Source organism: Pannonibacter sp. SL95 (assembly GCF_026672425.1).
Classification (GTDB): Bacteria; Pseudomonadota; Alphaproteobacteria; order Rhizobiales; family Stappiaceae; genus Pannonibacter.
In genome coordinates this window covers 778,937-805,085 of sequence record NZ_JAPPRC010000004.1, presented here as the reverse complement: position 1 = coordinate 805,085, position 26,149 = coordinate 778,937, and the positions used below count along the sequence as shown (strand labels likewise).

Genomic DNA, 26,149 nt, shown 5'->3' with positions numbered 1-26,149 from the left:
ATGCGTGTGTGCCGAAACCAGCCGTGTGTCAGGCGCTTTCGCCGAGATCGCGGACGGCGAGACCCTGGGAATCGTTGCTGGTCTCGATCATCTTCGAGGCCGCATCAAACGCGCGGGTCAGCATGATGAGCTTGGTCATTTCGCGGATCGGATTGATGTTCGCAGTCTCGGTGAAGCCCTGGACCACACCGTCCTGGACGAATTCCTGGATCGGCTCTGCCGGACGATCCGGCATGACGGCCGAGTTCTCGAAGCGGCGCAGTTTCGCATCGTCCGGAATGCGGAACAGACCGATGGATCCTACCTGCTCCTCGCCCTGGGTGATGGCCCCGTCGCGGCCGATGTTCGGCAGGCCGTTGTCGGGGTTGAGCTGGATCGGCAGGCCGCCGGCATCGAGGACGTCATAGCCGTTGAGGGTGCGCAGGACGCCGTCCGTGTCGATCTGCATACGCCCGTCCCGGGTGTAGGCGACATCCTGGCCGACGCGGATGGCGAGCCAGCCTTCCCCTTCGACAGCAACGTCGAGGGCATTGTCGGTGCGGGTCAGTCCGCCGGTCTGGCGCGAGATGAAGGTTTCGCCCATGCTGGCGAAACTGACCGGATCCTGCGCTGCCTTGGACAGCATCTCGGAGAATTTCACCTCATCGGCGCGGTAGCCGACGGTGTTCATATTGGCGAGGTTGCGGGCAACCGTGTCGAGGCGGTTGGACAGGGCGACCTGCGCGGAGAGGGCAACATAAAGAGCTGACTGCATGGTGTTCAGAACCCGCCAAGCTTGAAGGACTGGATGCGGGCCAGGAGATCCTGGCCAATGCCACCGGGCGTGCCGCCGGTGTTCAGGATGACTGCCGGGGACGCGGCGGCTTGCGGCCCGCCATTCTGCAGGTCCCACATGGTGGCGAAGCGCTTCAGGAACGTGTCGAGCTTGGCCGGGTCCTTGAAGTCCTCGAACTTCACCCGGTTGGTGATGACCGCGGCCTGCTTGTCGATGTTGGCGGAGGCAAACTCCTTGGGCAGACCGAGCGAGGTCAGCACCACCTGTTGCAGCGCCCGGTCAGCGAGAACCTCGTAGGAGTTCTTCAGCGTGGCGGCCTTGCGCGAAAAATACAGCGCCAGCCGCACGGCCTCGTTGCTCTGGCCGCTTTTGACTTCCAGCGTCTGGCGGACATAGGCATCGACGATGGGCTTCTGCGTCCGGCTGAAGGTGGTCGTGGTCGCGCCGTAGCGGGCGAAATTGAAGACCTTCACGAACTCGGCATAGCGCTTGTCGGCCATCCGGTTTGCATAGGAGGTGCGGGAATCGACACCGCCTTCGAGAACCTTCCGCATCAGGCCCTTGGCATAGGCCATGTCGCCCAGGCCCATGGCCTTCATGGCGAAGGAGAAGACCTCGTCGTTCTTCAGGAACTCGTCGATGCTTTTGATCGAGCCGATTTCCTTCAGATACTTCGCACTCTCGCGGGCAACCTGCGGCTCCTTGGCCGTAAGCTTGAGGGACCGGCTGAGGTCGCCCGTCACCATCTGGTACTGCAGCAATGTGCTGATCATCGGCTGGGTCCATCTGTGAAGGCGCAGCGCGCCCGTCCTTTTGATGACCCCAATCTGCGGACCGAGGCTTGCGCCGGGCTGGTCCAAATCTGCTTGAAGCCGGCGAAAAACCGGACAGCCTCAGGCAAGCCTCGCCTCCTAGCCTCCAGACATCGACATGAAACATGCAACCGGCAAGGAGCTGCCAGGTGACAATCATTCTGGGTCTGATCATCGCCGCCGTTTCGCTGATCGGCGGGTTCTCCGCCCTCGGCGGCAAGGTGACCGTTCTCTGGCAACCCTGGGAACTGGTGATCATCATCGGTATCGCCATCGGCACGTTCTTCGTCGCCAATCCGATGAAGTCGATCGTCGACACGCTGCGGGCCACCCGCGAAGCGCTGTTCAATTCCATCCCGAAGAAGCGCGACTACCTCGACGTGCTGGCGCTGCTCTATGCGCTGATGCGCGAGTTGCGCTCCAAGGGCCGCAACGAGGTCGAGCCGCATATCGAGAATCCGCAGGAGTCCGAGATCTTCCGCGCTTTCCCGACGGTCTATCGCAACCGCGGCCTGTCGACCTTCGTCTGCGACTATTTCCGCCTGATCATCGTCGGCAACGCAAGGGCGCATGAGATCGAAGCGCTGATGGATGAAGAGCTGCAGACCATCCACCGCGACCAGATGAAGCCCTACTATGCGCTCTCTGCCCTGGCCGAAGCGCTGCCCGCCATCGGCATCGTGGCTGCGGTTCTCGGCGTGATCAAGGCGATGGGTGCCATCGACCAGTCACCGCAGATCCTCGGTTCGCTGATCGGAGCGGCGCTGGTGGGCACCTTTGTCGGCATCTTCCTGTCCTACGCCCTGGTCGCCCCGGTGGCGCATAAGGTGAAGGGCGTGCGTGAGGCGCGGCTGCGGCCCTACATCATCGTCAAGCAGTCGCTGCTGGCCTTCATGAACGGCGCCCCGCCGCAGGTCGCCCTGGAACATGGCCGCAAGACGATCTCTGCCTATGACCGCCCGACCATCGACGAAGTTGAGAACGAGACCATGAACTCCGGTGGCCATGCAGCCGAAGGTGTTCAGGATCTGAAGGGAGCCGCATGACCATGCTGGACACCGCCCCTTCCTATCAGAGCGAACGCGCCCAGATCACCGACCGCCTGCTGGATGCTGCCGGGATCTCCGTCGACCGACTGCCGATGCTGCCGGTGCTGTTCGACCGCATGGCCCGCGTGTTTGCCGATGCGATGCGCCAGAAGTCGGCCTCGCCGTCCTACATCTCGGTGTCGAACATCGACAACGAGCGGATCGGCGACGTGCTCGACGTCTATGAGGCGAATGCCCTTGTTGCGGTGCTTTATTCGCCGGAACTCGACACCCGCATGCTGATCGGCTTCGACCGGGACTTCATCTTCACGATGATCGACGTTCTGTTCGGGGCTGACGGCACCGAGCCGCCGGTGGACGAGGAGCGTCCGTTCTCCTCGATCGAGACACGCATCGCGCGGTCGGTGTTCGAGGTGGCTGCAAAGGCGCTGGCGGAATCCTTCAGCCCGATTGCCGAGACGACGCTCAAGATCGAGCGCGTCGAGAGCCGCATGGACTTTGCCATCATTGGCCGGCGCAACAATCCGGCCGTGATCGCCCGCCTGCTGCTGCAGGCGATTGGCCGCGGCGGCGAGATCTTCGTGGTCATGCCGCATTCGACGCTGAACCCGCTGCGGCAGAAGCTGTCGCAGGTTCTGTCGGGCGAAATGTCCACCCGCGACAAGCAGTGGACGCAGCACTTCCAGAGCGAAATCCAGCGCACCGAGGTGAAGCTGCAGGCCGTGCTGGAAGAGCGCGAAATGAGCCTTGGCGACATCGCCAATCTGCAGGTCGGGCAGGTCATCGAGCTGCAGGCGACGCCGCGCAGCCCGGTGAAGCTGGAGTGCAACCAGCAGCCGATCTTCAACTGCCGCCTCGGGCAACTGGACGGCTCCTACACCCTTCAGGTCGAGGACCTGATCCATCTGGAAAGGGACATCGTCGATGATCTCCTATCTCGTTGATGCGGTGCTGCTGATCGCGCTTGCGATCACCAGCGTCAAGATGGTGACCATGTACCGCGAACTGCGGCGGCTTGGCTCCTATCATGCGGACTACCAGCGCGTGTTCGACCAGACGGCCCTCGCCCTCGACGGCATCGAAGTGTCGATCCAGGAAATCAACGTGCGCGGCGCCCAGGTGCTCAATGCCCTTGGCTCGCGGATGGATGATGCCCGCGACCTCATCGCCGAAATCGACGGCCTGATCCGCGAGGCCAAGCGCCAGCAGTCCGTGCTGAAGGCCGAGCTGAAGCAGCTGTCAGCCGAACTGGCTGTCCGCCCGACCGCAAGCCAGTTCACGCCCTCCGACACCGACCCGGCCGCGGCCTCCTCCAAGGACGCTGCCCGCCGCACCGATCCGCTGCTGTCTGGCGTGACGCCCCCGACCGAGATGCGCGTCCACCGCATCGACGACATGCCGACCGGCCCGTTCCGTTCCGTTTCCATGCACCGCAAGGATGACCTGACATGAGCAAGACCACCGAGACCTTCGACAGCGCCGGCGTGAAGTCGGCAAGCCAGGCCGATTTCGCCAAGGTCGAGAGCGCAGAGCGCAAGGGCGCGAAGATTGCCCAGGAAGACCTGATGGGCGACGACCGCAACCTCGACACCATTCTCGGCATCCCGGTGAACATCCAGGTGGTGCTGGGCTCGGCGACCATGCTGGTGGCGAACCTGCTGAAGCTCGGCCGTGGCGCCGTCATTCCGCTCAATCACCGCGTCGGCGAACCGGTCGACATCGTGGTCAACGGCCGCGTTGTGGCCCGGGGTGAAGTGGTGGTCGTGGAAGACGACAACTCTCGCTTCGGCGTGTCGCTGACGGAAATCATCAGCGCGCAGAACAGCCTGCTGGACGCCTGAGCCGTCCGTTGAAAGACCAGAGGCCCATGATTGCGAGTGCGACCATGAACACCATGCTGCCAACCCGGGCGCTCAAGGGAACCCAGAAGGTGGCTGCCCTGCTGCTGGCACTCGGCAAGCCGAGTTCCAAGCGGCTGCTGCAGCACTTCGACCAGGAAGAGATCCGCATGATCACCGTGGCCGCAGCGCAGCTGGGCACGGTGGCCGCCGAAGAGCTGGACCGCCTGGCCGAGGACTTCATTGTCCAGTTCTCCAATGGCACGACCCTGTTCGGCACCGCCAATGAAGTGGAGAAGATGCTGGAGGGCGTTCTGCCGGAGGACCAGGTGGCCGACATCATGTCGGACGTACTGGGCAACTCCAACCGCTCGATCTGGGACCGGATCACCAGCGTTTCGGAAACGGTACTGGCCAACTACCTGATGAAGGAACATCCGCAGACTGCGGCCCTGATCCTGTCAAAGATCCGGCCCAGCGCCTCGGCCAAGGTGCTGAGCCAGCTGCCACCGCCGCTGCGCAACCAGCTGATGCGGCGCATGCTGTCGATCAAGGCGATCGTGCAGGAAATCATGCGGGACGTCGAAAAGACGCTGCATGAGGACTTCATGCTCAACCTGTCGGGCAGCATGGAGGCAGACTCCTACGCCCGCATGGCGGACATCCTCAACAAGATGGACCGCGACCACATGGAAGAGGCGCTGACCAGCCTGACCGAAGCGCGGCCGAAGTCGGCCGAGCTGCTGAAGGGGCTGCTGTTCACGTTCGACGACATCATCAACCTCAACTCGCGGACGCGGATGGCGATCTTCGACCAGATCCCGACCGACCGGATCGTCATGGCCCTGAAGGGCACCGACCGGAGTTTCCGCGAAGTGATCCTGTCGTCGCTGACCTCGCGCACCCGGCGCATCGTCGAACACGAACTGGCGAGCGGCGAGCCCGTCGGCCAGCGCGACGTGCTGCAGGCGCGTTCCTCGATCACCGACCTTGCCCTGGAAATGGCCGGTCGTGGCGAGATCGAACTCAACCCGAAGCAGGAGGAAGCGGCGTATTTCCGCTGATCCGGCTGCCTGCGGCCAGCCTGACCGGCCGGCACCGCAGGGCCCGAAGATCCACACTCCAGCCCGGTCGGAGCCATGTCGGAACAGGAAGACAAGGATTCAAAAACAGAAGAGCCGACCGAGAAGAAAATTCGGGACGCCATCGACAAGGGCAACATACCTGCCTCCAAGGAGGCGTCCGTCCTTGCCAGCTTTCTTGGAGTTCTGCTGATCGGAAGTTTCGTGACCGTATCAGGCGTCCAGCGACTGGTTGCCGGACTGAGCGGTCTTATCGACAACGCAGGAGGATACAGCCTTGGAAATGGTTCGGATGCGATCCAACTCACCCATAGCGTGGGCCTGCAGGTTGGGATTTTTCTCGCGCCCATCGTCGCGATCCTCATGGTGGCAGGGCTTGCCGCCTCGTTCCTCCAGAACGCGCCACGCTTCGTGCTCAACCGCATTCAGCCGCAGGCCTCACGCCTGTCCCTGCTCAAGGGGTGGCAACGCCTGTTCGGCGCGCAAGGCCTCGTCGAATTCGTCAAGGCACTGTTCAAGTTTGGCACGATCAGCTTCGTTTCTTTCCTGCTGCTCAGATCCAATGCGGACGGGCTGGTGAACGCCATGTTTACTGACCCCTCTGCCCTGCCAGAAACCATCCTGGTGCTGTCGATGAAGCTGCTGTCCGGCATCTGCATCGCCACGATCCTGCTGGTGGCCCTCGACCTTGTCTGGGCGCGGATGCACTGGCGACAGAACCTGAAGATGAGCCGCCAGGAACTGAAGGACGAGTTCAAGCAGTCCGAAGGCGATCCTCTCGTCAAGGCACGCCAGCGCTCCATCGCCCGCGACCGGGCACGCAACCGGATGATGTCTGCGGTGCCGCAGGCCACCCTGGTCATCGCCAACCCGACGCATTTCGCGATCGCCTTGCGCTACGACCGCGACGAAACGGCAGCTCCCGTGGTGATCGCCAAGGGGCAGGACCTCATAGCTCTCAAGATCCGACAGATTGCGGAGGACAATAACATTCCGGTCATCGAGAACCGGGAATTGGCGCGAGCCCTTTATGCAAGCACCGAACTGGAACGCATGATCCCGCCACAGTTTTATCGCATGGTTGCGGAAATCATCTCTTACGTGTATTCGCGCAAGACAGTAAAGGTCGTGTGATGCACGAATGGTTTGAAGGCCGCATGATGCAAAAAGGCTCCTCCAGTCCGATGACCCATCTTACAGGCGCCGGACAGGTCCGCGAAGAGATGCTCGCGGCCGCTATCAGTGACGTAGCGGAGGAGCTGCGGCTGGTTGACGTGATCGATTACATCGCCTTCGTGCGGACGGAAAAACACGCCAACATCTCAGACCTGGTGAAATCGTCGACCGAATTGTTCTTCAAGAACGAGACCCTCCGCTACGGCCTTGGTGCGCAGACGGAGCTGGACTGGAACACGACACCCAGCGTGCGGCTGGACCTGGAATTTCGCAACAAGGGCGTGTGGGTCTATTTTGGCCTGACCCTTGATGCGCGTGGATCGTCCGTTGACATCCATCACGTGGAATTTGCCGATCCGTCCGAGGATCCGGAAGAAAACACGGACCGCCTGGCCCATGCCCTCGCCGATGCGCGTCTGAAGCCAGTGGCTCAGTAGGCTCACGGGTTAACGACAGAACGTTGCGTCAGTTGTTTCGGCGGAACCCATCCCGCACATAGGCTTCGATGTAATCGAAAAGCTCTGCGGCGCCCGCATCCGTCTCAAGGAGATCGATGGGTCTCCGGCCATCGAAGTGTTCGTTTTGTTTGCGAGACCATTTGAGGACCTCGGCATCGGTGCCTAAAACTGGCCGGGCGAGTTCAAGCATCATCGTAATGTGATGCGGCTTTGCGTACCACGAATGAGGCTTGATGCTTGCGCGGCGAGCGCCGGTAACCACGTCGGGAAGTTGGGACGCCCTGAGTTCATCCGCCAGAATGTGGCGCCTCACCCAATTTGCATGCTTTGTCAGAGATGCGTTCGCCTCTCGCTCGACCACCCCATCGGCTCCCAGTTTACGGGTTGGGACGACAAGGCCTCGCACAATGTTCGGACAACGCGCCTTCAGCATTTCGAGTGCAGGGGAGAGATCCGTATCATTGGTCACCAATACCACTTGATCTATGTCTCCACTCAAAGCGTCATCATAAAGTTGTAGCGCGATGTTCACATCGGACTGCTTTTCCTCGAGTTTCCAAACCTGAACTCTTTCGCAATCCCTCGGCCAACGTGCAGGATCTTCGATGTCGACTGCGTATTGGTTCGCTTTGTATATCGAATATTTCCCTAAAATAAACCGAACGCGTCCGCGGCAGTGCTGCGTCAATGCATTATGATAATGCGCTTGAGATGATACTGAATCTTTTCCTCTCGCAGCACTTTCGATTATCTTTGCAGTGAAGTACTTCACTGCACAATCAGGATGCAGAACCATCCTTGCAGGGTCATTATTTGGTGTCGGACGATAGAGGATTGAGGGGAGAATCTGGTTCTCAAACAGAGCCAAGACATCCAGCCACTTGTACGCCGTTTCGCGCAGGCAGCCGTAGTAGAGATTGTAGCCGTCAATATAAACGCGCGTGCGTAACGTCAGCAATCTGCGCCCCCCGAGGGCATAAAAAAACCGGCTTTCGCCGGCTTTTTTCCCTCATCACCTGGAGCCCAAGTCTCTCAAGAAATGAAGTTAGTTGTTGTGTAGAAAATAGAGCCCTGACGCCTTTTTGTCAATTGCAAAGACCGTGCTGCACAATCAGTTCTTAGTGCGAGATCACGTCGTCCTTGGCGAAGTAGTTGAATTCCTCGACGAGGATGTCCTGGATCAGGTCCTTGCCGAGGCGGGCATTGACGGTGTCGCGGACACGAGTCTTGAGGCGTTCAAGATCATAGCGCTCGAGCTTGCGAAAATTCAGGCTCTCGTCCGCGTAGATCAGCCGGAAGGTCTCGTCGACGATGAAGGGATGCGGAGGCACAGCGAGACTGTTGAGATTGTCGCTGTCGGCGGTGAAGACGAGCTGGGCGACCACATAGCCTTGCAGGGCGCCATTCTCGAGGATCGGCACGTTGATCGGCCGCAGCCTTTCGTAGTCAAGGCCGCCCAGCTTCGCATCATCGGCCGCACCCGGGCCCTGGTGGGTCATGTAGTAGACCGCACCGTAGCTGGACGCGAGCGTGGCCAGGCAGATCCAGAGGGCTACGGCGACAAGCCGGATCATGGCCGCCACCCCGCGAGACGTTCGGAATAGGTGCCGTCAGACTCGGCCTCGAGCATGGCCCGGGAAATCACCTCGGCGATTTCGCGGACCGCATCGAGATGTTTGGCGAGCAGGGTCATGTTGGCGTCAAGCGCCTCGCGCAGATGGCCAAGCTCCTCGGCCACGGGTGTGCCGCGCAGGCTTTCGACGCCGGCGGGCAGAAGGCCGCGGCTGGCCCGCGTCAGCTCCAGAAGCGCCTGGCTCTTGCGATGTTCGAAGGCGCGCAGATCCAGACTTGCCTGCTCCCGCAGGGCGCGCGTTTCGGCTTCGACGACAGCATGTGCCTTGCTGATCGCGGCGATCAGCGCATCCCCGGCAGGGCCGGAGAGGCGGTCGACCGGTTCGGATGAGAGGGGCAAGACTGGGGCCTCGTTCATGCGCGTGCCTTCAGGGTAGAGTTGACGAAATCAGCGATGCCAATGCCGCCGCGCGCGGCGATCTGCGTGCTGATCTGTTCTGCCAGCATGGATTTCCAGATCCCGCCCGCAGTTCCCGAGCCGTAGACGCTCTCGGCATCGTCCGGCATCATGCCGTCGACAAACTGCTGCAGGATCATGGCTTCGAATTTCTGGGCCGGTGACAGGCTGCCATGATTGACGGATGTGGCGTTGTACATCGCCACGCGCGCCTCTCCCGTTCCGCCTGGCAGGGCCGGGACATCGGTGTATGCGCTGTCGGCACTGTCCAGCGCATCGGCAAAGGGCGTGCCCTCGACACTGTCTGCAGCGCCGGCGGCATAGGCCATCCGCTCCAGCTTTGCGGCCGCCAGGCGTGCGGTGGCTGGTTCAGCGGCACGGACAACATCAAGAACGAGATCGGTTGGCGGGGAAATCGCCATGGAGCACCTCCAGCGGCACAGTCCGGCAACGAAGGTCCGGAGATCAGGCTTCCATTGCCTTCGAAACTAGGTCGTCCAGCTTGTGGGAGGCTTGCGTCTCGGCATTGATGTGGCGCTCGATGATCTCCGCCAGACGGCGGTTTTCACTGGCCTGATGCTCGAGCCGGGCAACCGTTGCCAGACGGCGCTCGGTGACCTTCAGCATCCGCCCCTGCCGGGCCATCTCGGCCTCGACCTTCTCGCGCGCGGCAGACAGACGTGCTTGCTCTTCGGCAATGGTTTTCAGCCGCTGGGAGGCGTTGCGAATGAAGCGGTCCTGCAACGCAAGTTCCCCCTCGGACAGCGCCTTCAGCACACGCTCCTGCCGCTCGGCAAGCTGTTCGTCCTGGCGGTCGAGATTGACCAGCATCCAGGCTGACAACTGGTGGATCTGACGCTGGAGCTTGAGGATGCGCCCGATTTCCTTGGCGTTCTTTGACATTTGAGCCTCAACTGAATTTGAGCCAGGTGACATATCCGTCGAGGAACAGGAGAATTGCTTCCCCCAGCACGACGTAAAGGAAGTAAAGGCCGCCCGCGATGACGAAGGGCATGGCGATGAAATAGACCGGGATCTGCGGTGTCAGCTTGTTGGCAAGGCCAAGCGCGAAGTTGATCACCACCGCGTAGATCACGAAGGGACTGCCGATCCGCAGCGCCAGCAGGAACGTGGCCGAGAGCTGATCGGCAAACCGCGTCAGTCCGCTCTGCACATCGAGACCTGCCCCCGCCGGCACGGCGGAATAGCTGTCGGCAAGGGCGCGGATCAGCTCCCAGTGCTGGTTGGTGATGAACACCATGGCCGTCGCGGCAAGCGTCATCAGGTTGGCCAGCGGCGGGATCGCCTCGTTCCCTTCCACCGCCATACCAGGCATGGTGGACAGGCCGATCGACATGGAAATCAGCGTGCCGATGGTCTCCAGCGCAGCAATGAAGCAGCGCCCCATCAGCCCCAGCAACAGCCCGACAAACAGTTCCGCAGCAATGAGCCGCGTCACGGTGGCAAGCCCCTGATCGGGGATGACTGAGCGCATCGACGGCAGCAGCAGAGGCGACAGGGCCAGCGTGATGGCGATGGCGACGAACAGGCGCACCCGGATGGGAATGCGGTCGCTGCCAAAGCCGGGAATGACCATAAGGCAACTGCCAATCCGGCAAAACAGCAGGAAGACGGCCAGAACCGTCTCCGTACCGAACCTGGCCAGGATCATCTCGCCCAGCATGATCAGGAAATGCTGCCGATGGTCGCGACATCCGTGCCTCGCGCGATTTCGAGATGGGACAGGACCGGCAAGGTCGGGAACATGCGCTCCACGATCATGCGCACATAGGGGCGCGCTTCCGGCGCCGCGACGATGGCGAACCGTTTGCCGCCGGTCATGTGCGCCTTCACCGATGCGGACATCTGGGTGCCGAACTCCTCGACCAGCTGCGGCTCGATGTCGAACTCGATGACATCGCCCTTGCTGTCGCGCTTCATGCTCTGGTGGAAGGCCAGATCCCACCGGTTGCCAAGGCGCAGGATGTTGAGCGGCCCGCCTTCGGCAAGATCACCGCAGATCTGCTGGGCAATGCGCATGCGCACATGTTCCACCACCTGCTCCGAGCGGCGGACATGCGGAACGATCTCGGCCACAGCCTCCAGGATGAGGTGCAGGTTGCGGATGGACACGCGTTCCGACAGCAGAAGCTTCAGCACCGCCTGCAAGCCTGAGAACGAGATGTGCGACGGGCAGATGTCGTCGATCAGCTTGCGGTATTCCGGATCGAGCCGGTCCAGCAGGTTGCGCATGTCCTTGTAGGACAAAAGCTGCGGCAGGTTGTTGCGGATCACCTCGGACAGGTGGGTGAGGATCACCGTGTTGTTGTCGGCCGGCACGAGGCCATCGCGCTTCAGTTCATCCTGATAGGCCATCGGCACCCAGTAGGCCGGCATGCCGAAGGCAGGCTCACGGGTCGGTTCGCCCAGCAGCGGCAAGTTGCGGTCCTCGTCGGTCATGACCAGAAGCTCGCCAACCTTCAGTTCCTGCATGGCGACAACGGTGCCGTGAATGCGGATCTGGTAGGACTTGGGATCCAGGGTCAGGCTGTCGGAGACGCGGATATCCGGGACGACGAAGCCATACTGCTCGGCGAACTTGCGGCGCATCTTGCCGACGCGGCGGGCCAGCTCGTTGTGGCCGACCAGCAGCTGGGAGGCGACCTGCTTGCCGAGGCAAAGCTCGATCTCGGCCGTCTTGAGGGACTCCTTGACGGACTCGCGGCTGTCCCGCCGGGACTTGGCCTCGGCTGCTTCGGCGACGGCCTTCGCCATCTTGTCTGCTTCGGCCTTCTTCTTCGGGATCGAATAGCTGATGAAGGCCATAAGACCACCGAGGAACGCGAAGGGGACGAAGGGCAGGCCCGGCATGAGGGCGAAGATGCCCATCAGCGCTGCGGCAACCATGAGCGCACGCGGGTAGGCAGCGAGCTGGTTCAGCACCGCCGTCTCAGTCGCCCCGCGCGTACCGCCCTTCGACACCAGCAGACCGGCGGCCAGCGACACGATGAGCGCCGGGATCTGCGACACCAGACCGTCGCCAACCGACAGCTTGGTGAAGACGTCCGAGGCTTCGGACAACGACATGCCATAGCGCGTGACGCCGATGACAATGCCGCCGAAGATGTTGACCGCAGTGATGATGAGGCCGGCGATGGCGTCACCACGGACGAACTTGGACGCACCGTCCATGGCACCGAAGAAGGAGCTTTCCTCTTCCAGCTCGCGGCGGCGGCGCTGCGCTTCCTTGTCGTCGATGAGACCGGCGGACAGATCCGCATCGATTGCCATCTGCTTGCCGGGAATGGCATCGAGGGTGAAGCGCGCACCGACTTCAGCGATACGCGTCGCACCCTTGGTGATGACGATGAAGTTCACCGTGATCAGGATGGCAAACACGATGAGGCCGATGACGAAATCACCGCCCATGACGAAGGTGGAAAAGCCGTTGATGATGTGACCGGCAGCGTCAACACCTTCGTGGCCATTGGCCAGGATGACGCGGGTCGTGGCGATGTTCAGCGCGAGGCGCAGCATCGTCGAGATCAGAAGGATCGTCGGGAAAGACGAGAAATCGAGTGGCTTCTGGATCCAGAGGGACACCATCAGGATCAGGACGGACAGCGCGATGGACAGCGCCAGGCCCATGTCGATCATGAAGGTGGGAATGGGCAGGAAGAGAACCGCCAGGATCAGGGCGATGCCAACGGCAAAACCAATGTCGCGGCGACTTCCGTTGGGTGTCTGGCCGATGGCCGTAAGGGCTGTATCCGACATGCCTCATCTCGTTTCGAGGGATCGCGCCTCCACTATCGGTGGTGAAGCTTGCGCGGGCATGGACCGGAGGGCGGTGGGCGGTCCCATTGTATCGAAGCTGTGGCGTCGTCAGCCTGACGGGCAAGACTGTTCCACCCGTTGCCGAGAAGATGTCTGTGCCAGCAGACTTTGGAGAAGCAGCGCAGCGGCGGCCTGCTGCCTCACGAATGGTCTGACAGGCCGCGTATCCCCCTCTGCCCCCTGACGGGGGCATCTCACCCTCAAGGGAGGAGAGGGATGCTGCGGTTTGCGGCGCATCCATCTGCGTGTCCCAACCGCAACAGGACCTTGCCGATCAGAACCCGTTTTCGATGCGGCCGTAGACCAGGGCGGTGAGGGCATAGATTTCCGACCCGATGAACGGGGCGGCGATGATGATCATGACGAGGATCGCCAGGATCTTCGGGATGAAGGTCAGGGTGACTTCCTGAACCTGGGTCAACGCCTGCAGCAGCGCGATGGCAACGCCGACGACCATCGCGGGGACCACCGCCGGCGCAGAACCGACGATGATCGCCCAGATGGCGTTGCGCACGAGATCAATGGCATCGGCCTCGTTCATGGTCAGGAGATCTTCACGCCCGGGCCGAGAAGGACCTTCTTGCCATTTTCCAGCGCCAGCATGGTGCCATCGCTGTAGACCTCGACCGACGCCACCTTGCCGGAAACTTTGGTGGCGGTGTCAGTCACCGTCCGCCCGATCAGGTCATCGACCTGGCCAAAGGACATGTTGGTGAGCAGGGTTTCCAGCTTCGAGTTGGTCTTGATCGCCTGCTCGACCTGCGAAAAGCTGGCAAGCTGAGCGAGCTGCTGGGTCGCATCCACCGGTTCGGTCGGATCCTGGTTCTTCATCTGCGCCATCATCAGCTGCAGGAAGGCATTGTAGTCGAGGGTGAGCTGTTCCTTGGCGGCGGCCGTGCCGGACTTTCCGGCCTGAGTGGCCTGGTTGACCGGGATGGCGGTCGGCTGAATGACGGTCATCTGCGTTTCTCCTGCGGCGCGAGCGTCACGCGGCTTCGGTTTCGCCAGTGCGGCTTCGGTCGGCAACCTTGCCGCTCATGATCATGGCTTCGATGGAATAGAGGCCGCGGATGGTCTTCAGCGCGTCGAACAGACGATCCTCGGCCATGTAAGCCTCGACCTCCCCAAGACCATCGACGATGTCGCGGTTGGAGAAGGTCTTGCGGGTCGAGGCGATCAGCACCTCGGCAAGGTCGCGGGCATGGCTGGCGGCGACAGGGTCCATCAGCATCGACTGCAGCACGAAGTAGATCTGCCGCAGCGGCGTGGTCGTGTCCTGCGGCTGCAGGACATGCGCTTCGAGCAGAAACACCGCGTTGTTCATCAGCTCGAGGCTCGTCTTGCGGTCCACCCGCAGAACAGCGCCGTTGATGAAGATGCGTTCACCGGCTTTGAGGGCAATGTGCATTGAGGTCACCGTGCAAGGCTGTCGCGAATGATGATGTTGATCTCGATGAGGGCGTCGAGGCTGTCGGTCTCCTGGCGGCGGATTCGTTCCAGTTCCTTGATCACCCAGATGCCGATGGAGATGAGGTCGGCGCGGATCTCGACCGGAAGCTCGTTGGTTTCCTCGGCCAGATTGTCGATGAAGTAGCTCCAAAGACGGCGGGTGTTGTAGACGGCCTCGATCGTCTCGCGCGACCGGGGGCCGCGTTCGCGGGCCAGTTCGAGCTGGGCAATGACGAGGTCCATCGCCTGCCGTTCCTCGGCGCGCTGGTCACGGCCAAAGTCGTCAATCGCCTCGGCATAAGAAAAATTGTACATGTCACCTCACTTGTGCCGTCAGGGACAGGGCCGCGGACTTTGCCCCCGTCCTCCGAGCGGCCGCGTCTCACAGGAAGTTCAGGATGCTCAGTCTCTGGATGCGGGAGCTGACCGCGTAGGTCGTCTCGAGCTGTGTGATCGCGGTGTTGAGACGCACCGCCGTTTCCTCCTTGTCGACCAGCTCAAGGCTGTTCACGCGCTTGTTCAGGATGTTGGTCTGGACTTCGAGCCGGTCGCTGGCGGCCGACACGCGCGACTGCGCGAGGCCAACCTCGCCCTTGAGGTTGGTGACACCGACGACGGCCTCACCCAGAAGCGAGATCGCCTTGTCGACGACGACCTTGTAGGTCTCCTTGCCAAGCCCTTCGGCACCCAGATCCGCCATCATCGTGAAGGCCGCAGCGAGCTGGCGCATCGGCTTTTCGTTGGCGCTGACCGAGCTGTTCAGGGACTCGGCCGGGGAGATCTGCGAGGTCATGGTCTGGTTTGTCGCCGTCGACCAGGTGGCCCCCCACTGCGGATCAGCGAAAAGCGCATCGAACGGGCCGTTGAGGAAGGCCGTCATCGCCGCCGGGGTGATCGTTGCAACGCCCGGGTTGCTCTGGTTGAAGCCGAACGCGCCGGTAAAGGCCGCATCCACGGCTGTCTTGCTGGCGGAGGCCGGGGTCGCGAAATAGTCCGTGACCGGCTTGGCATCGGTGTTGATGCCGGAGAAAATGTAGGTGCCACCGAGCTGGGTGTTCAGACGCGAGATGAGCAGTTTCAAGCTGCCTTCCGCCTGCCCCTTGGCAACCGAGGCCGAGCCATTGCTGTCGCGCACGGCGACGAGGGTCGCAAGGCTCTCCTGCGTGGTGGTCAGGAGGTCCTTCAAGGCCGCCTGGGTGACGTCCAGGCGCGAGGCCGTGAGGGCATTGGTGTCGATCATAGCATCGAGCCGGGTGTGCTCGGCACGAACCGACACGGCCTCACCGGTCCGAGCCCCGAGATCAAGCCCGATGTCCGCCTTGCGGCCAGAGGAAATCTCGATCTGCAACTTGGCAAGGTTTGCGGTCTGGCGCTGCAGGAGGCTCCGTGAGGAGTCCGACAGGGTGAACGTGGAGATGTAGGACGTTTTCATCTTGGGTTACCTCGCGGCGGAGAGCAGATCGTCGAGCATGCGGTCAACGGCGGAAATCAGCTTGGCTGCCGCGCCATAGGCCCGTTCGATGTCGAGCAGCAGCGTCATTTCCTCATCGAGGTTGACGCCGGTGACGTTGGACAGCGCATCGGCCGTGCGCGTGACGATGACGGACTGCACCTCGACATCGGCTGCTGAAGACTTGCGCGCGGCCTGCAACCAGCTGACCGATGAGCCTGCAAAGCCCTTCAGCGTGTCGGTCGGGTCGAGGCCGACACCGCCATCGAAGACGCGCTGTGCATTGAGAGCCGAGACATTGTCCTGGATCCGCGTCGCATAGCCGGCGTTGTTGGCCGGGTTGTAGTCGTAGGCGGCGCCGTTCATGCCACCATCACGCAAGCGCTCGAGACTGCCGCCCTGGTCCGGATCGGCGCTGGCATTGATGCGGATATCTCCGGCAAGACCGGCCGAGAGCGTCGCCGTGGCCGGAAGCGCGGGGCCGCCGGAGTAGGTGAACAGACCGGCCAGATCGGGACCGCCGCCACCGGACTGGTCCTTCTCGGCAAAGGCCTCGATCAGACCGCGCGCCACTTCGTCGAGCTGGCTCTGGTAGGTGACGGCTGTCTGGTCGCGCAGCTGGGTCAGGCCATGCAGCCGACCGTTGCCGATGGGCATGATCGCGCTCGGTCCCGTCACCGGGACGCCATCGATGTAGATGGCATTGCCGGTCGTCGCCGCATTGAAAGTGTTGGTGGGCGCGAAGCTGACCGTGCGGGCCGTGGTCTCGAACAGGGTCACGCCGCTGTCGGTGTAGATCACGACCCCGCCATCGGGCGCGGTCAGGGTCGAGATGCCAATCTCTTCGGACAGGGCATGCAGGGCCTTGTCGCGGGCATCCAGCGCGTCAGTGATATCGGCGCCCGACTGGCCGCCCTTGACGATGACACCATTGAGGCGTTCGACCTGACCGAGCAGTTCGTTGATGCGGCCGACGGAGCTGTTGATGTCGGCATCTGCCTCGGCGCGCACACCCTGGACAAGGCCGGTGTACTCGTTGAGCAGCTGAACCGTGTCCTTGGCCGCCCCGAGCATCGTCTGGGCAAGAATGGAATTGCCCGGATCGGAGGCGTAGTTCTGGATGGCTGTTTCCAGAGTGCCGAGCTGGGCAGCGGGGGAGCGCTTCAGCTCGGTGTTGCCGACCGTCCGCTCAAGCTTCTCAAGGCCTGCGGCGACTGCGTCCTGCGATGTGGCGCGGGACGTGGAGCGCAGCAGCGAGCTGTAGAGGGCGGTGTCGGTCGTCCTGCGGATACCATCGCTGCGAACGCCGCCGGTGTGCCCCCCTTCGCTGACGACGGTGCTGAGCAGCACCGTCTTGCGGGAGTAACCGGCCTCCTGGGCCCCGGCGATGTTGCGGGAGACGGTCGCCGTTTCGGTCTGGCGCGCGCTCAGGGCCGACTGGGCGACCTTCAGGGCAACGGAAAGGCTCATGTCACATATTCCTTGCTGCTCGGCGCATCAGCGGACGAGGTTGACCAGTTCCTCGAGCAGGTCGGAGCCTGCCTTGAAGACCTTCGAGTTCGCCGTGTAGCCACGCTGGGACTCGATCATGGAGGTCAGCTCGGTCGCCAGATCGACGTTGGAGTCTTCGAGGGCACCGACCACCACGCTGCCCAGACCACCCTCACCCGGGAACCCGACGCGGATGTCGCCGGAGTTGTTCGACTGGGTGTAGATGTTGCCCGAGAGCGCCGTCAGCTTGTCCGGGCTCGGCACATCGGCGAGCGGGATGCGGAAGATCTCGCGGCGGGCACCGTTGGAGTAAACCGCGCTGAGCACGCCTTCCTGGTTGAACTCCACCGTCTCGACCGCGCTCGGCGCGTTGCCGTTCGCTTCGACCTTGGTGACTGCAAAGCTCGAGGCGAGCGAGGTGCTGCCGGAGAGATCCATGTTGAAGGTGCCGCCGTTCGGGATCGTGAGGGCGATGTCCTTCGGGCTGGCGGCCGTGAGTTTGCCGGTCGTCCGGCTGTAGGTCAGTGTCTGGGTCGACAGTGCCGGGCCGGTGTAGGGGAACCCACCGCCGGGGCCGGCCTGGGCTGCATTGTAGACGGCGACTTCCCAGGTGGAATCGGCAGCTGTCTGCGCGGTCTTGGAGTAGTAGACGTCCAGCTTCACCTGATTGCCGAGGTTGTCGAAAGTGATGACCGACGTCTTGGCGGAATAGGTTGCAGTCGCAGCGTTGGCCGACGGCAGGTTGGCCGGGGCAACAATCGTCGCACCCTCGGGCACGTTGGTCCAGAGCGTTGCCGCACTGGTCCGGGTTGCTTCCAGCTGGTTCTGGGAAACATTGACATCAACGAGGCCACCGAGACCGTTGGCAACCGGGGTTGCCGCGACGCCGCCCTTGATCGGATAGCCCTGAAGCGTGAAGCCGGCGGTGTTGACCAGATAGCCTTCCTTGTCGATGACGAAGGCACCGGCGCGGGTCAGTGACTGGGTGCCGTCACGATCGGCCACCACGGAAGAAGCCGTTGCCGTCGATGGCAAGGTTCAGGGACGATGTGGTGTAGCTGAGCGTGCCCTGCTGCGAGATGGCCCGCACCGTGTTCGCCTGGACGCCACCGGAGTTATAGGCACCCGTTCCCTGCGACAGGACCATCGATGTGAACTCGGACGCCGAGCGCTTGTAACCGGTGGTATTCGAATTCGCGATGTTGTCCGCAACGGTGCCGAGCTTGCTGGACTGGGCATTCATGCCGGACACGCCGGTGCGCATTACGCCGTAAAGACTCATGGAACGTCTCCCGTTTCCAAACCTTCTGGAGACATTCAACGCCGGCAATCTTGCGTGAAGCTGTTGAGGGAGCAACAGATCGTCAATTGCCGATATTTAATAAATTTTTAAGCATAAATTACTATTTTATACTGATAAATACACGAATTAATTGGATTTTTTGCATTGGAGCTGCGGATTTTATCTATTAGACACTAAATCCGCAGTCATCCCCGCCTTGTGCGGGGATCCAGCTTTTCGGCCGCCGGTATCAGGACCACAGGTCGGCCGTACCGGTGGTGTGGATCCCCGCACAAGGCGGGGATGACCTCGGAACGAGTGTTTCCGCATCAAGGACGACCATGCTCGCAGGACCAAAATGACGACTGCGGGCGCGCAACTTGACCGGAACGCGCACGCAAGGGGCGCATCCCGCGCGCCGCGATCAGGTCTTGCAGAATTTGCTGGCTTCCGGTGTCCACTCGCCAAAGCCACTGGCGACCATGTTGGTGATGACCTTGCAGACATAGCGCTTTTGCGCCGGATCGTTGTTCGGGCCGGCGTGATAGCGGGCCACCGCCATGGTCCAGGTTCCCTGGCGGGCGTGCAGTTCGTTGAGGAACCGTGCGGCGTAACGGACATTGGCGCGCGGCTCCAGCATGTGGGCGACAGAGCGGAACTTCTCGCCATGAAAATGCTGGTTGATCTGCATGCAGCCGACGTCGATCAGCTTCTTGCCGCGCGCCTTGGCAGCAAGAACCTCTGCCTCAGCCGCGCGGGCATTGGCCGGGAATTTTGGCTGCCCCTCGATGTTCAGGGCGTAAGGCGAAAGCGAATTGCGCCGCCCCGTTTCAGTGAGACCGACCGCGTAGAGAACGCCGAGCGGGATCTTGTAGGCGCGCGCTGCCGCCGCCATCTCGCGCTCGCAAATGGACTGGCCCGGCGCAGCAAGTGCTGCGCCGGTTGATCCCATCCCGAGCGGTGCATTACAGATAAACAGCGCCGCTGCGATCGCCGCGATTGTCCGAAACTGCTGCATGTGTCGCCGAGTCCTGATCTTCCTGTCCCTGACGCGATCCGGCCTTGCCGCCTGCCCCGTCTTGTCCCTGAGCGCCCTCACGCGTCTCGCCGCCAAAGGCGGCCGATCCATCGCCGGAGGCAGCGCCCCATCCCGTCGACTGGCCGTTTGACTGGCCACTTGACTGGCCTGGCATTGATCCGTTGATCTGGAACATCGGCCGGTCGTCGCCGGCGGACTGGATGGTGATCGTGTCCGCCTTCTGGCCGACAACGCGCAGCATCTGCTCGAGCAACTGGCGATCCTGTTTCAAGAGCTCCGCGGTATCCGGATTCTGTGCCGACAGGACCACTTCGACCCGATCACCTATCAGGCGCAGCGCAACCTTGACGCTGCCCAGTTCCATCGGCTGCAGCTGGATCTCCAGCACCTTGACCATTGGCCGGTCGGAGCTGGGACTGAAGAGGCTGGACGCCGCCGCACTGCCGCCCGGAGCGGGGCGCGGTTCAGCAAGAGCGCTTGTGATGGCCTCGCCAATCTGCTGGATCGGCGAGAGGCGCAATGACGGCGCAAAATGCGTTTCCTCGCGCAGCACGCGGACCTGACCGACTTCGGCCATCGCACGCAACGTCTCACCGGATCGGCCCTCGCCTGTCTTCAGACTTGCTTCCTCCGGTGCCACGGCGAAGCGTGCGAAGAGACCTTCGTCATCGATGCCGGAGAGTGCTGTCGCAGCTGCTGCGGTCGCATTCGTGCCGGACGATGTTCCGGCGGTCTGAGATGTGGTGCCTTGTCCGGTAATGGCCACGCCGGGGCCAACCGGGTTGCCGGTCGTGGGGACAAACGGCGTACCGGACGCCGCGCCACGTCCTGACGTTGACCCTTGAACCTGAGCCGAGGACTGGCCAGGTTTCGCACCAGCCTGCACAAGACCCAGCATGGCCGCCAGCGTACCGGCATCGACCGGCGCAGAGGTTGGCTGTGCAACCGTTGCTGCAACATCCCCTGACGGTGTGGCCGGGCTGGCGGCAGCTTCCAGCAGCTTCAGCAGACCGGCCGGATCATCGGCGTTTGGGGTCGCTGCCTCGACGGACGCGGCATCCGCAGGCTGGTCGTTTGTTGCCTGAGAGCCTGCCGCTTCGCTGTCCTGATCCTTCGGCTGCGACACATCGCGCAGAACATCCGAGAAGCCGCTGCCGGCCTCGTCGCTGCGGGTGTCCTGCGGCCGGCTGCTGCCGGCAGGTGCTGCAGCCTGGGCGACTGCAGAAGTGCTTACTGCCATGTCCGGGTTCCCCCCCGCTTATGGCCCAGAAGGGCATCTGTTTGTTTCAGGGCATATTCGGCCTCGCGCATGACCGGCCGCTGCCAGCCGGGCTCCGCCGGGCCGGATGCCCGCGCGTAGCCGCCCAGATCGGCGATCACACCTTCCGGCGGATTGGGCCAGTGGCGCACATGATTGAGGACCGCATAGACCGCATCCATCAGCGCAAGCTCTTCCGGACCGAGCGCCTTGCGATCAATCGACCAGAGCAGCTGGCGCGTGTTCATGATGTCCTCGGGTGCCAGCGCCGAAGCGGCCGTATAAAGCCGCAGCCGCAGCTCTTCCGGCGACCCTTTGGCAACCAGCGGGCGGGTCCGGTCTGCGGACTTGCGCGCGATGGCAAGGTTGCCGCTGGTGACCGCCTGGCGCGTAACCCCGAGGTAATAGGTCTGCCGCGCTTTCGGATCGAATTCGGCAAGGAGCTGCTCAAGCAGATCGAACCGGCGTTCATCCTTGCCAAAGCCGAGCCCGTCGAGAGCCAGGCCGAAGCGGCGCTGGAAGTCACCGGCATAGATGGATGTCTTGAACCGGCGCAGATAGCGGATCGACAGGGACTGGAAACGGTCGATCTCGCCGAGCTTGCCGGCCAGAAAGACCTCCCGCCGCAGGGCCGCTTCCTCGATCAAGGTGCCAGGCATCAGGAGACGGGCCTGACCGAGCAGCCGCAACGCCTCTTGTGGATTTTCCGAGACCTCCAGCGCCGCACGGACCAGCGCGACCTGTCCGCCAAGATTGGGTGGCATGTCCATCGGCTCGAAACCTGCGAGCAGCTTGCGCGCGGTCTCGGACTGGCCGTCGACATAGGCGATGGCCCCCTGCATCAGGTCAGCCTCGACGGCCGGGGGTGGAGACTGGACGAGCAATTGCCGCATCACCTTCGGGTTGCCACCGCTGAGCAGATGGATCACCGCGGCGCGTGCGTTGCGCTGATCGGTCCAGACCTCGGCAGGCGCTGCGAGGAACTCCGCATTCATCCGGTTGAGCAAGGCACGCTGGGCCAGATGCGCCTCGGCACTGCCCTTGGCGACTTCCCCCTGCAGGGCCTGCAGCGTTCGCACCAGCTCGTAAGGTTGCGTTCCGGCCGGGGCGGCGCGGTCCGCCAGCGCCGCGCCCGCCTGGGTGGCCTCCGCTGTTGCGGCCTGAGGTTCTGTCAGAGGTTCGCCCCCTGCCGGCATGCCGGCTTGGCCAGTTGCCTGCCCCGCCGCCGTACTGACGAAAGTCAGCGCAAGGGCAACAAGGGCAACCCGGGACGAGACGCAGCTGCGCGATGGCCTGAAGGATCGACACCAGATCATGCTTCGCCCTCCAGGATGAAGATCTCGATGCGGCGGTTCACAGGTGACAGCGGATCCTGCGGCTGCTTCAGGTCCCGGTCGGCGTAGCCCTCGACGCGGTCGATCCGGCCAGCGTCAACGCCACCACGCTGCAGCATGTAGAGGGCCATGTGCGCCCGCGCCGTCGACAGGCGCCAGTTGTCGTAATCCTTCGACTTGAAGGGACGCCCGTCCGTGTGGCCCCGGATGATGATCCGGCCCGGCTTGCCAGCGAGGACACCGCCGATCCGCTCCATCAGCTTGACCAGTTCCCCGCGCGGCTCGGCCGAGCCGACTGCAAACATGCCGTAGTTTTGGTCATCGGTGAGGCTGATCAGGACGCCGGCGCCCTGCTGCTCGACATTGATGCGGGCGGCCGTGGCGCCGAGGGCCGTGCCTTCCGCACCCTGCAACACCTTGCCAAGCGTCTCGGCGAGCTGACGCGCCTCGGTCTCGGCAACTGTCGGGGCGGGCTCGCCCGGCGCCGTCCCGTCCTGGCCCTTGACCATGGGCGCGGCTTTGGGATCGCTGGCATCCGCTGCTGCCTGGCGCGTGCTTGCCGTCGGTCCAGCGCCCAGCGCCGGCTGCGGACCAGCGCCACTGGCAACCTCCGTCGCCGTGGCCTCGGGCTTTGCAGGTTCGGACTTTGCGGTAGCGGGACGGGCGGGTGCGTCGCCCTCCGGCGTGTCGACGCTTGCCTGATAGGCCAGGGTCCCGTTCGGCACTTCGCCTGTCACAGCCTCAGTCTTTCCGCCTTCCTTGCCGGCGGTTTCGCGGCCCTGAAGGAACTGCCAGTACATGGGATCAAACGGATCGCGGAAGGCCTCGCCGCCCTGTGCGCCCTCCTGGCGCTGAGCCCCAAGCCCGCGTGTTTCAGGCGCCGCGCCCTGGCCCGGCGTCAGCGCGACACTTTCGGCCAGCTGGTCAAGAACGGCATAGGGATCGCGGAACAGGGCAGTCTCGGACTGCGACGGTTTGAACTCGCCCAGCCCACGCCGCGCGGCAGCTGCCTCGCGTTCGGCGGTCTGGGTGGTCATGTCCTGCCCGTTGGCCGTGCCTGGCGTGCCATTGGGATCCGGCGGGGAATTCATGATGACGTCGATCTCGCCGGGCTTGCCCTGTTCCGGCCCCGGCATGTCGGGATCGTTGAGTCCCTTGCGGGTCTGGGTCGTCGAGGCGAGCTTGACCGGGTTGAAATACTGGGCCACGCCCCGGCGCACGCTGTCATCGGTGACGTTGATCAGCCACATCACCAGAAAGAAGGCCATCATGGCGGTCATGAAGTCGGCAAACGCGATCTTCCAGACGCCGTTCTTGACCTGCTCACTGTCGAGCGATGCGCGGCGGCGGACGATCACGATCTCATTGGGCTGCAGTTCCGCAGTCATTCCACCTGCTCCCGGGCACTGCGGATCCGGTCGAGCCAGTCCGCGATCTGGGTTTCGATCACCGTGTCATCGAGAACGGCGCACACTTCCGGCCCTTCACCGGACACAAGCTGGACCCGGTCCTGCAAAGGCCCCAGCCCATCCGTGATCAGGGGAAAGAGCGCTTCTGGACCGCTGACGACGATGGTTCGCCGGTCCGTGCCGCCACCCGGTCAGGATCTCGGTGAGCGCTGTGCGGAAGCTTTCAAGGGCACGGCCCGTGACGGCCTCGCCGAGAAAGGGCAGCAGCACGCGCTCAGTTGCTTCGGCGAGCCGGGTTTCCAGTTGCTCGAAACTGTCGGCGAGTGTCTCGCCCAGCATCTCGGCGGCTTCCTGCTCATAGGCGCGGCGGGCCGTTTCAAACTCCTCGCGCAGTCCTTCGACACGCTTTTCGAGCTCGGCATCCACTTCCAGCCGGGCCGCCTGGCGCCCGGTGCGCACACCGCGGGCATATTCTGCCGCCAGACGTTCTTCGACCGTGGGCTCCGGCGGGCGGTCATTGCCGAGAATGACATCCGCGATGACCACATCCGCCTTGCTGAGGCGCGGGAAGCCGGGGGCGGAGAGTTCCGGGATGTGCGCGGCGATGGTGCGGTGCTGCATCAGACGCGCTCCCCTTCATACATCCACTGCTTGAGGATCGCGGCGGACTGTTCCTCGTCCAGTTCAAGCAGCGACTCGAGCTTCTTGATCGAGGACTGGTTGATCTTGTTGGTGAGATCGGTGAGCAGGGCCGTATGGTCGGGCGCGGCCAGGGCTCGCTGTTCTGCGAACTGCATGCCCTGCGCATCCATTTCGCCGGCCATGGCCATTTCGGAGATCTCGGCCGGCTTTTCGGCGCGTTGCGGGACGAGGACGGCCAGGGCCGGACGCAGGCCAAACCAGATCAGCAGGCCCGCGACGGTCATGATCGCGACCGCGTTGATCATGTTGCCCGACTGGCGCAGCAGCAGCTCGGAGATCGACAGCGGCGGCGCGGGAGCAAGATCGCCGGCACCTTCGAAGAACTCGACCATGGAGACCTTGATCGTGTCGCCGCGTGCCGCACTGACGCCGGCGGAGGAGGCAACAAGCTGCTCGATCTCGGCGAGCTGCTCGCGAACGGCAGTCTCGTCGGGCGTGCCGCCAAGCGCTGCCGCAAGCCGCGCCTTGTCGACGAGCACAGCAATGGACAGGCGCTCGACCGAATAGCCGTCCTGCGAGGTCTCGATGGTCTTGGACGAAATCTCGTAGTTGACGGTTTCCTCGCGGCGCTGGTTTTCCTCGCTGGAGCGTTCGCCATCCTGGGCCTGGACTTCCTCCTCGGGCAGGTTCTGCTCCACCGTCGTCGGGGTCTCGGTGCTGGAGTTCTGCGAGGTCTCGTTCTGGCGGATGGTGCGGACAGAGCGTTCGGTCCGCGATTCCGGATCGAAGACGGTTTCCGAAATGCGGCGCTTGTCGGTGTTGAGATCCGCCGCAACGCTGACCTGGAAGTGGTCAAGGCCGAGATAGGGGGTCAGGGTCTTGCGGATGTTTTCCTGAATGCGGGCGCTGACGGCGGTTTCGAGGCTCGCCATCTGGCCGGCGGAGGCATTCGCAGGATCCTTGCCGGTGGCCAGCAGGCCGCCAGAGGTGTCGAGCACCGTCACCTTGTCGGCGGTCATACCAGGCACGGAGGAGGCCACCAGATGGCGGATCGCGTCGGCCGTGCGCGTGTCATTCGGCGCATCGGAGCGGATGACGACGGAGGCGGAGGGCGGTTGCTGGTCGCGGCGGAAGGAGGCCTTCTCCGGCATGACGATGTGCACGCGGGCGGCGCGCACGTCCTGCATCAGCTGGATGGTGCGGGACAGCTCGCCTTCCAGCGCGCGGACGCGGGTGACTTCCTGCATGAAGGAGGTAAGACCCAGCGAGCCGACATCGTTGAACAGCTCGTAGCCCGAACTGCCACCGCGCGGCAGGCCCCTTTCGGCCAGCAGCATGCGCGCCCTTGCTGCGGCACCATGGCTAACCATGACCGCCGCGCCATCCGAGCTGATGTCGTAGGGAATGCCGGCATCCTGAAGTGCGGAGCCGATGCGGTTGACATCGTCGCCTTCAAGGCCGGTGTAGAGCGCCGTCATCTGCGGACGGCTCAGATAGTAGGCGCCCAGACCAACGGTCAGGACGGTCGCAAGTCCGATGAGGGCCAGCGCAATGAGGCGCTTGACACCAAGCTCCATCAGATTGGCCAAGAGTTTTTCGGCATGTTCACGGCCTGGCATTCCATACCCCTGTGCTCGTTCGGTCTGAACCTTGTCCGACTATCGCGGGGCTGGCTGGCGCGAGGCTTGCGGCAGGTGACGGGCCTTGCGGGTGAACGCCAAAAAACGAAAGAGGCCGCG

At 63.1% G+C, this 26,149-nt stretch carries 28 protein-coding genes and 1 pseudogene; 7 read left to right on the top strand and 22 right to left on the bottom strand.

Going from position 1 to position 26,149, the window contains the following annotated elements; translation table 11 throughout:
- Positions 1-28 precede the first annotated feature (28 nt).
- Entirely contained in the window at positions 29-754 is a 726-nt protein-coding gene (flgF, locus tag OVA12_RS14365) for a flagellar basal-body rod protein FlgF (protein ID WP_268138445.1), read from the bottom strand.
- Between the two features lie 5 nt (positions 755-759).
- Positions 760-1,548 (bottom strand): DUF1217 domain-containing protein, encoded by a 789-nt coding sequence (locus OVA12_RS14360; RefSeq protein ID WP_268138442.1) that lies wholly within the window; start codon positions 1,546-1,548, stop codon positions 760-762.
- A gap of 188 nt (positions 1,549-1,736) precedes the next feature.
- Here OVA12_RS14360 and motA point away from each other — a divergent pair, with 188 nt between their 5' ends.
- The 7 genes from motA to OVA12_RS14325 all read left to right on the top strand — a co-directional run bounded on the left by motA (position 1,737) and on the right by OVA12_RS14325 (position 7,169).
- Positions 1,737-2,633 carry a flagellar motor stator protein MotA gene (gene motA / locus OVA12_RS14355; RefSeq protein ID WP_326493913.1) on the top strand — a complete coding sequence of 299 codons (897 nt, stop codon included), beginning with the start codon at positions 1,737-1,739 and terminating at the stop codon, positions 2,631-2,633.
- 2 nt (positions 2,634-2,635) lie between these two features.
- Positions 2,636-3,580, top strand: a complete 945-nt coding sequence (locus tag OVA12_RS14350; RefSeq protein WP_268138733.1) for a flagellar motor switch protein FliM — start codon at positions 2,636-2,638, stop codon at positions 3,578-3,580.
- Positions 3,561-4,088 carry a hypothetical protein gene (locus OVA12_RS14345; RefSeq protein ID WP_268138436.1) on the top strand — a complete coding sequence of 176 codons (528 nt, stop codon included), beginning with the start codon at positions 3,561-3,563 and terminating at the stop codon, positions 4,086-4,088. Before OVA12_RS14350 ends, OVA12_RS14345 begins: the two co-directional genes overlap by 20 nt.
- 113 nt (positions 4,089-4,201) lie before the next feature.
- Positions 4,202-4,477, top strand: a complete 276-nt coding sequence (fliN, locus tag OVA12_RS14340; protein ID WP_442793880.1) for a flagellar motor switch protein FliN — start codon at positions 4,202-4,204, stop codon at positions 4,475-4,477.
- Between the two features lie 26 nt (positions 4,478-4,503).
- Entirely contained in the window at positions 4,504-5,538 is a 1,035-nt protein-coding gene (locus OVA12_RS14335) for a flagellar motor switch protein FliG (protein WP_106752542.1), read from the top strand.
- 75 nt (positions 5,539-5,613) lie between these two features.
- Positions 5,614-6,690 carry a flagellar biosynthesis protein FlhB gene (gene flhB, locus OVA12_RS14330; RefSeq protein WP_268138431.1) on the top strand — a complete coding sequence of 359 codons (1,077 nt, stop codon included), beginning with the start codon at positions 5,614-5,616 and terminating at the stop codon, positions 6,688-6,690.
- A gap of 50 nt (positions 6,691-6,740) precedes the next feature.
- Positions 6,741-7,169 (top strand): hypothetical protein, encoded by a 429-nt coding sequence (locus tag OVA12_RS14325; RefSeq protein ID WP_268138429.1) that lies wholly within the window; start codon positions 6,741-6,743, stop codon positions 7,167-7,169.
- A 28-nt stretch (positions 7,170-7,197) separates the two neighbouring features.
- Here the strand turns inward: OVA12_RS14325 and OVA12_RS14320 are convergent, their stop codons facing one another.
- From OVA12_RS14320 to fliF, 20 genes and pseudogenes are all read right to left on the bottom strand, one after another.
- Positions 7,198-8,148 carry an antitoxin Xre/MbcA/ParS toxin-binding domain-containing protein gene (locus OVA12_RS14320; RefSeq protein ID WP_268138427.1) on the bottom strand — a complete coding sequence of 317 codons (951 nt, stop codon included), beginning with the start codon at positions 8,146-8,148 and terminating at the stop codon, positions 7,198-7,200.
- 160 nt (positions 8,149-8,308) lie between these two features.
- Positions 8,309-8,764: a hypothetical protein gene (locus tag OVA12_RS14315; RefSeq protein WP_268138425.1), complete on the bottom strand. Its 456-nt coding sequence runs from the start codon at positions 8,762-8,764 to the stop codon at positions 8,309-8,311.
- Complete coding sequence (locus tag OVA12_RS14310) at positions 8,761-9,180, bottom strand: hypothetical protein (protein ID WP_268138423.1); 420 nt, start codon at positions 9,178-9,180, stop codon at positions 8,761-8,763. Before OVA12_RS14310 ends, OVA12_RS14315 begins: the two co-directional genes overlap by 4 nt.
- Entirely contained in the window at positions 9,177-9,641 is a 465-nt protein-coding gene (locus OVA12_RS14305; protein WP_268138421.1) for a rod-binding protein, read from the bottom strand. The genes OVA12_RS14310 and OVA12_RS14305 overlap by 4 nt, the downstream gene beginning before the upstream one ends.
- 43 nt (positions 9,642-9,684) lie before the next feature.
- On the bottom strand, positions 9,685-10,122 hold the full coding sequence (locus tag OVA12_RS14300; protein WP_268138419.1) for a flagellar biosynthesis protein R: 438 nt from the start codon (positions 10,120-10,122) through the stop codon (positions 9,685-9,687).
- 7 nt (positions 10,123-10,129) lie between these two features.
- Positions 10,130-10,903, bottom strand: coding sequence for a flagellar biosynthesis protein FliR (fliR, locus tag OVA12_RS14295; protein WP_268138416.1), 774 nt, complete (start codon positions 10,901-10,903; stop codon positions 10,130-10,132).
- A 2-nt stretch (positions 10,904-10,905) separates the two neighbouring features.
- Complete coding sequence (flhA, locus tag OVA12_RS14290; protein WP_268138414.1) at positions 10,906-12,996, bottom strand: flagellar biosynthesis protein FlhA; 2,091 nt, start codon at positions 12,994-12,996, stop codon at positions 10,906-10,908.
- A 334-nt stretch (positions 12,997-13,330) separates the two neighbouring features.
- The gene (locus OVA12_RS14285; protein WP_268138412.1) at positions 13,331-13,597 is read right to left on the bottom strand and encodes a flagellar biosynthetic protein FliQ; all 267 of its coding nucleotides are present in this window, start codon (positions 13,595-13,597) and stop codon (positions 13,331-13,333) included.
- Between the two features lie 2 nt (positions 13,598-13,599).
- Positions 13,600-14,016, bottom strand: coding sequence for a flagellar hook assembly protein FlgD (gene flgD / locus OVA12_RS14280; protein ID WP_268138410.1), 417 nt, complete (start codon positions 14,014-14,016; stop codon positions 13,600-13,602).
- Between the two features lie 25 nt (positions 14,017-14,041).
- Positions 14,042-14,464 (bottom strand): flagellar biosynthesis repressor FlbT, encoded by a 423-nt coding sequence (gene flbT / locus OVA12_RS14275; protein WP_268138408.1) that lies wholly within the window; start codon positions 14,462-14,464, stop codon positions 14,042-14,044.
- A 5-nt stretch (positions 14,465-14,469) separates the two neighbouring features.
- Positions 14,470-14,820 (bottom strand): flagellar biosynthesis regulator FlaF, encoded by a 351-nt coding sequence (flaF, locus tag OVA12_RS14270; RefSeq protein WP_268138406.1) that lies wholly within the window; start codon positions 14,818-14,820, stop codon positions 14,470-14,472.
- 67 nt (positions 14,821-14,887) lie between these two features.
- Positions 14,888-15,937, bottom strand: coding sequence for a flagellar hook-associated family protein (locus tag OVA12_RS14265; RefSeq protein WP_268138404.1), 1,050 nt, complete (start codon positions 15,935-15,937; stop codon positions 14,888-14,890).
- Positions 15,938-15,943: 6 nt separating this feature from the next.
- Entirely contained in the window at positions 15,944-17,425 is a 1,482-nt protein-coding gene (flgK, locus tag OVA12_RS14260) for a flagellar hook-associated protein FlgK (protein ID WP_268138402.1), read from the bottom strand.
- 27 nt (positions 17,426-17,452) lie between these two features.
- A pseudogene (locus tag OVA12_RS14255) lies at positions 17,453-18,728 on the bottom strand (flagellar hook protein FlgE).
- A gap of 424 nt (positions 18,729-19,152) precedes the next feature.
- Entirely contained in the window at positions 19,153-19,680 is a 528-nt protein-coding gene (locus tag OVA12_RS14250; RefSeq protein ID WP_268138399.1) for a transglycosylase SLT domain-containing protein, read from the bottom strand.
- Positions 19,681-19,693: 13 nt separating this feature from the next.
- Entirely contained in the window at positions 19,694-21,007 is a 1,314-nt protein-coding gene (gene fliK / locus OVA12_RS14245; protein WP_268138396.1) for a flagellar hook-length control protein FliK, read from the bottom strand.
- Positions 20,998-22,341 (bottom strand): chemotaxis protein, encoded by a 1,344-nt coding sequence (locus OVA12_RS14240; RefSeq protein ID WP_268138392.1) that lies wholly within the window; start codon positions 22,339-22,341, stop codon positions 20,998-21,000. Before OVA12_RS14240 ends, fliK begins: the two co-directional genes overlap by 10 nt.
- Positions 22,338-23,747: a MotB family protein gene (locus OVA12_RS14235; RefSeq protein WP_268138389.1), complete on the bottom strand. Its 1,410-nt coding sequence runs from the start codon at positions 23,745-23,747 to the stop codon at positions 22,338-22,340. Before OVA12_RS14235 ends, OVA12_RS14240 begins: the two co-directional genes overlap by 4 nt.
- Before the next feature lie 96 nt (positions 23,748-23,843).
- Positions 23,844-24,389 (bottom strand): hypothetical protein, encoded by a 546-nt coding sequence (locus OVA12_RS14230; RefSeq protein ID WP_268138386.1) that lies wholly within the window; start codon positions 24,387-24,389, stop codon positions 23,844-23,846.
- Positions 24,389-26,029 carry a flagellar basal-body MS-ring/collar protein FliF gene (fliF, locus tag OVA12_RS14225; RefSeq protein WP_268138384.1) on the bottom strand — a complete coding sequence of 547 codons (1,641 nt, stop codon included), beginning with the start codon at positions 26,027-26,029 and terminating at the stop codon, positions 24,389-24,391. Before fliF ends, OVA12_RS14230 begins: the two co-directional genes overlap by 1 nt.
- Between the last annotated feature and the right edge of the window lie 120 nt (positions 26,030-26,149).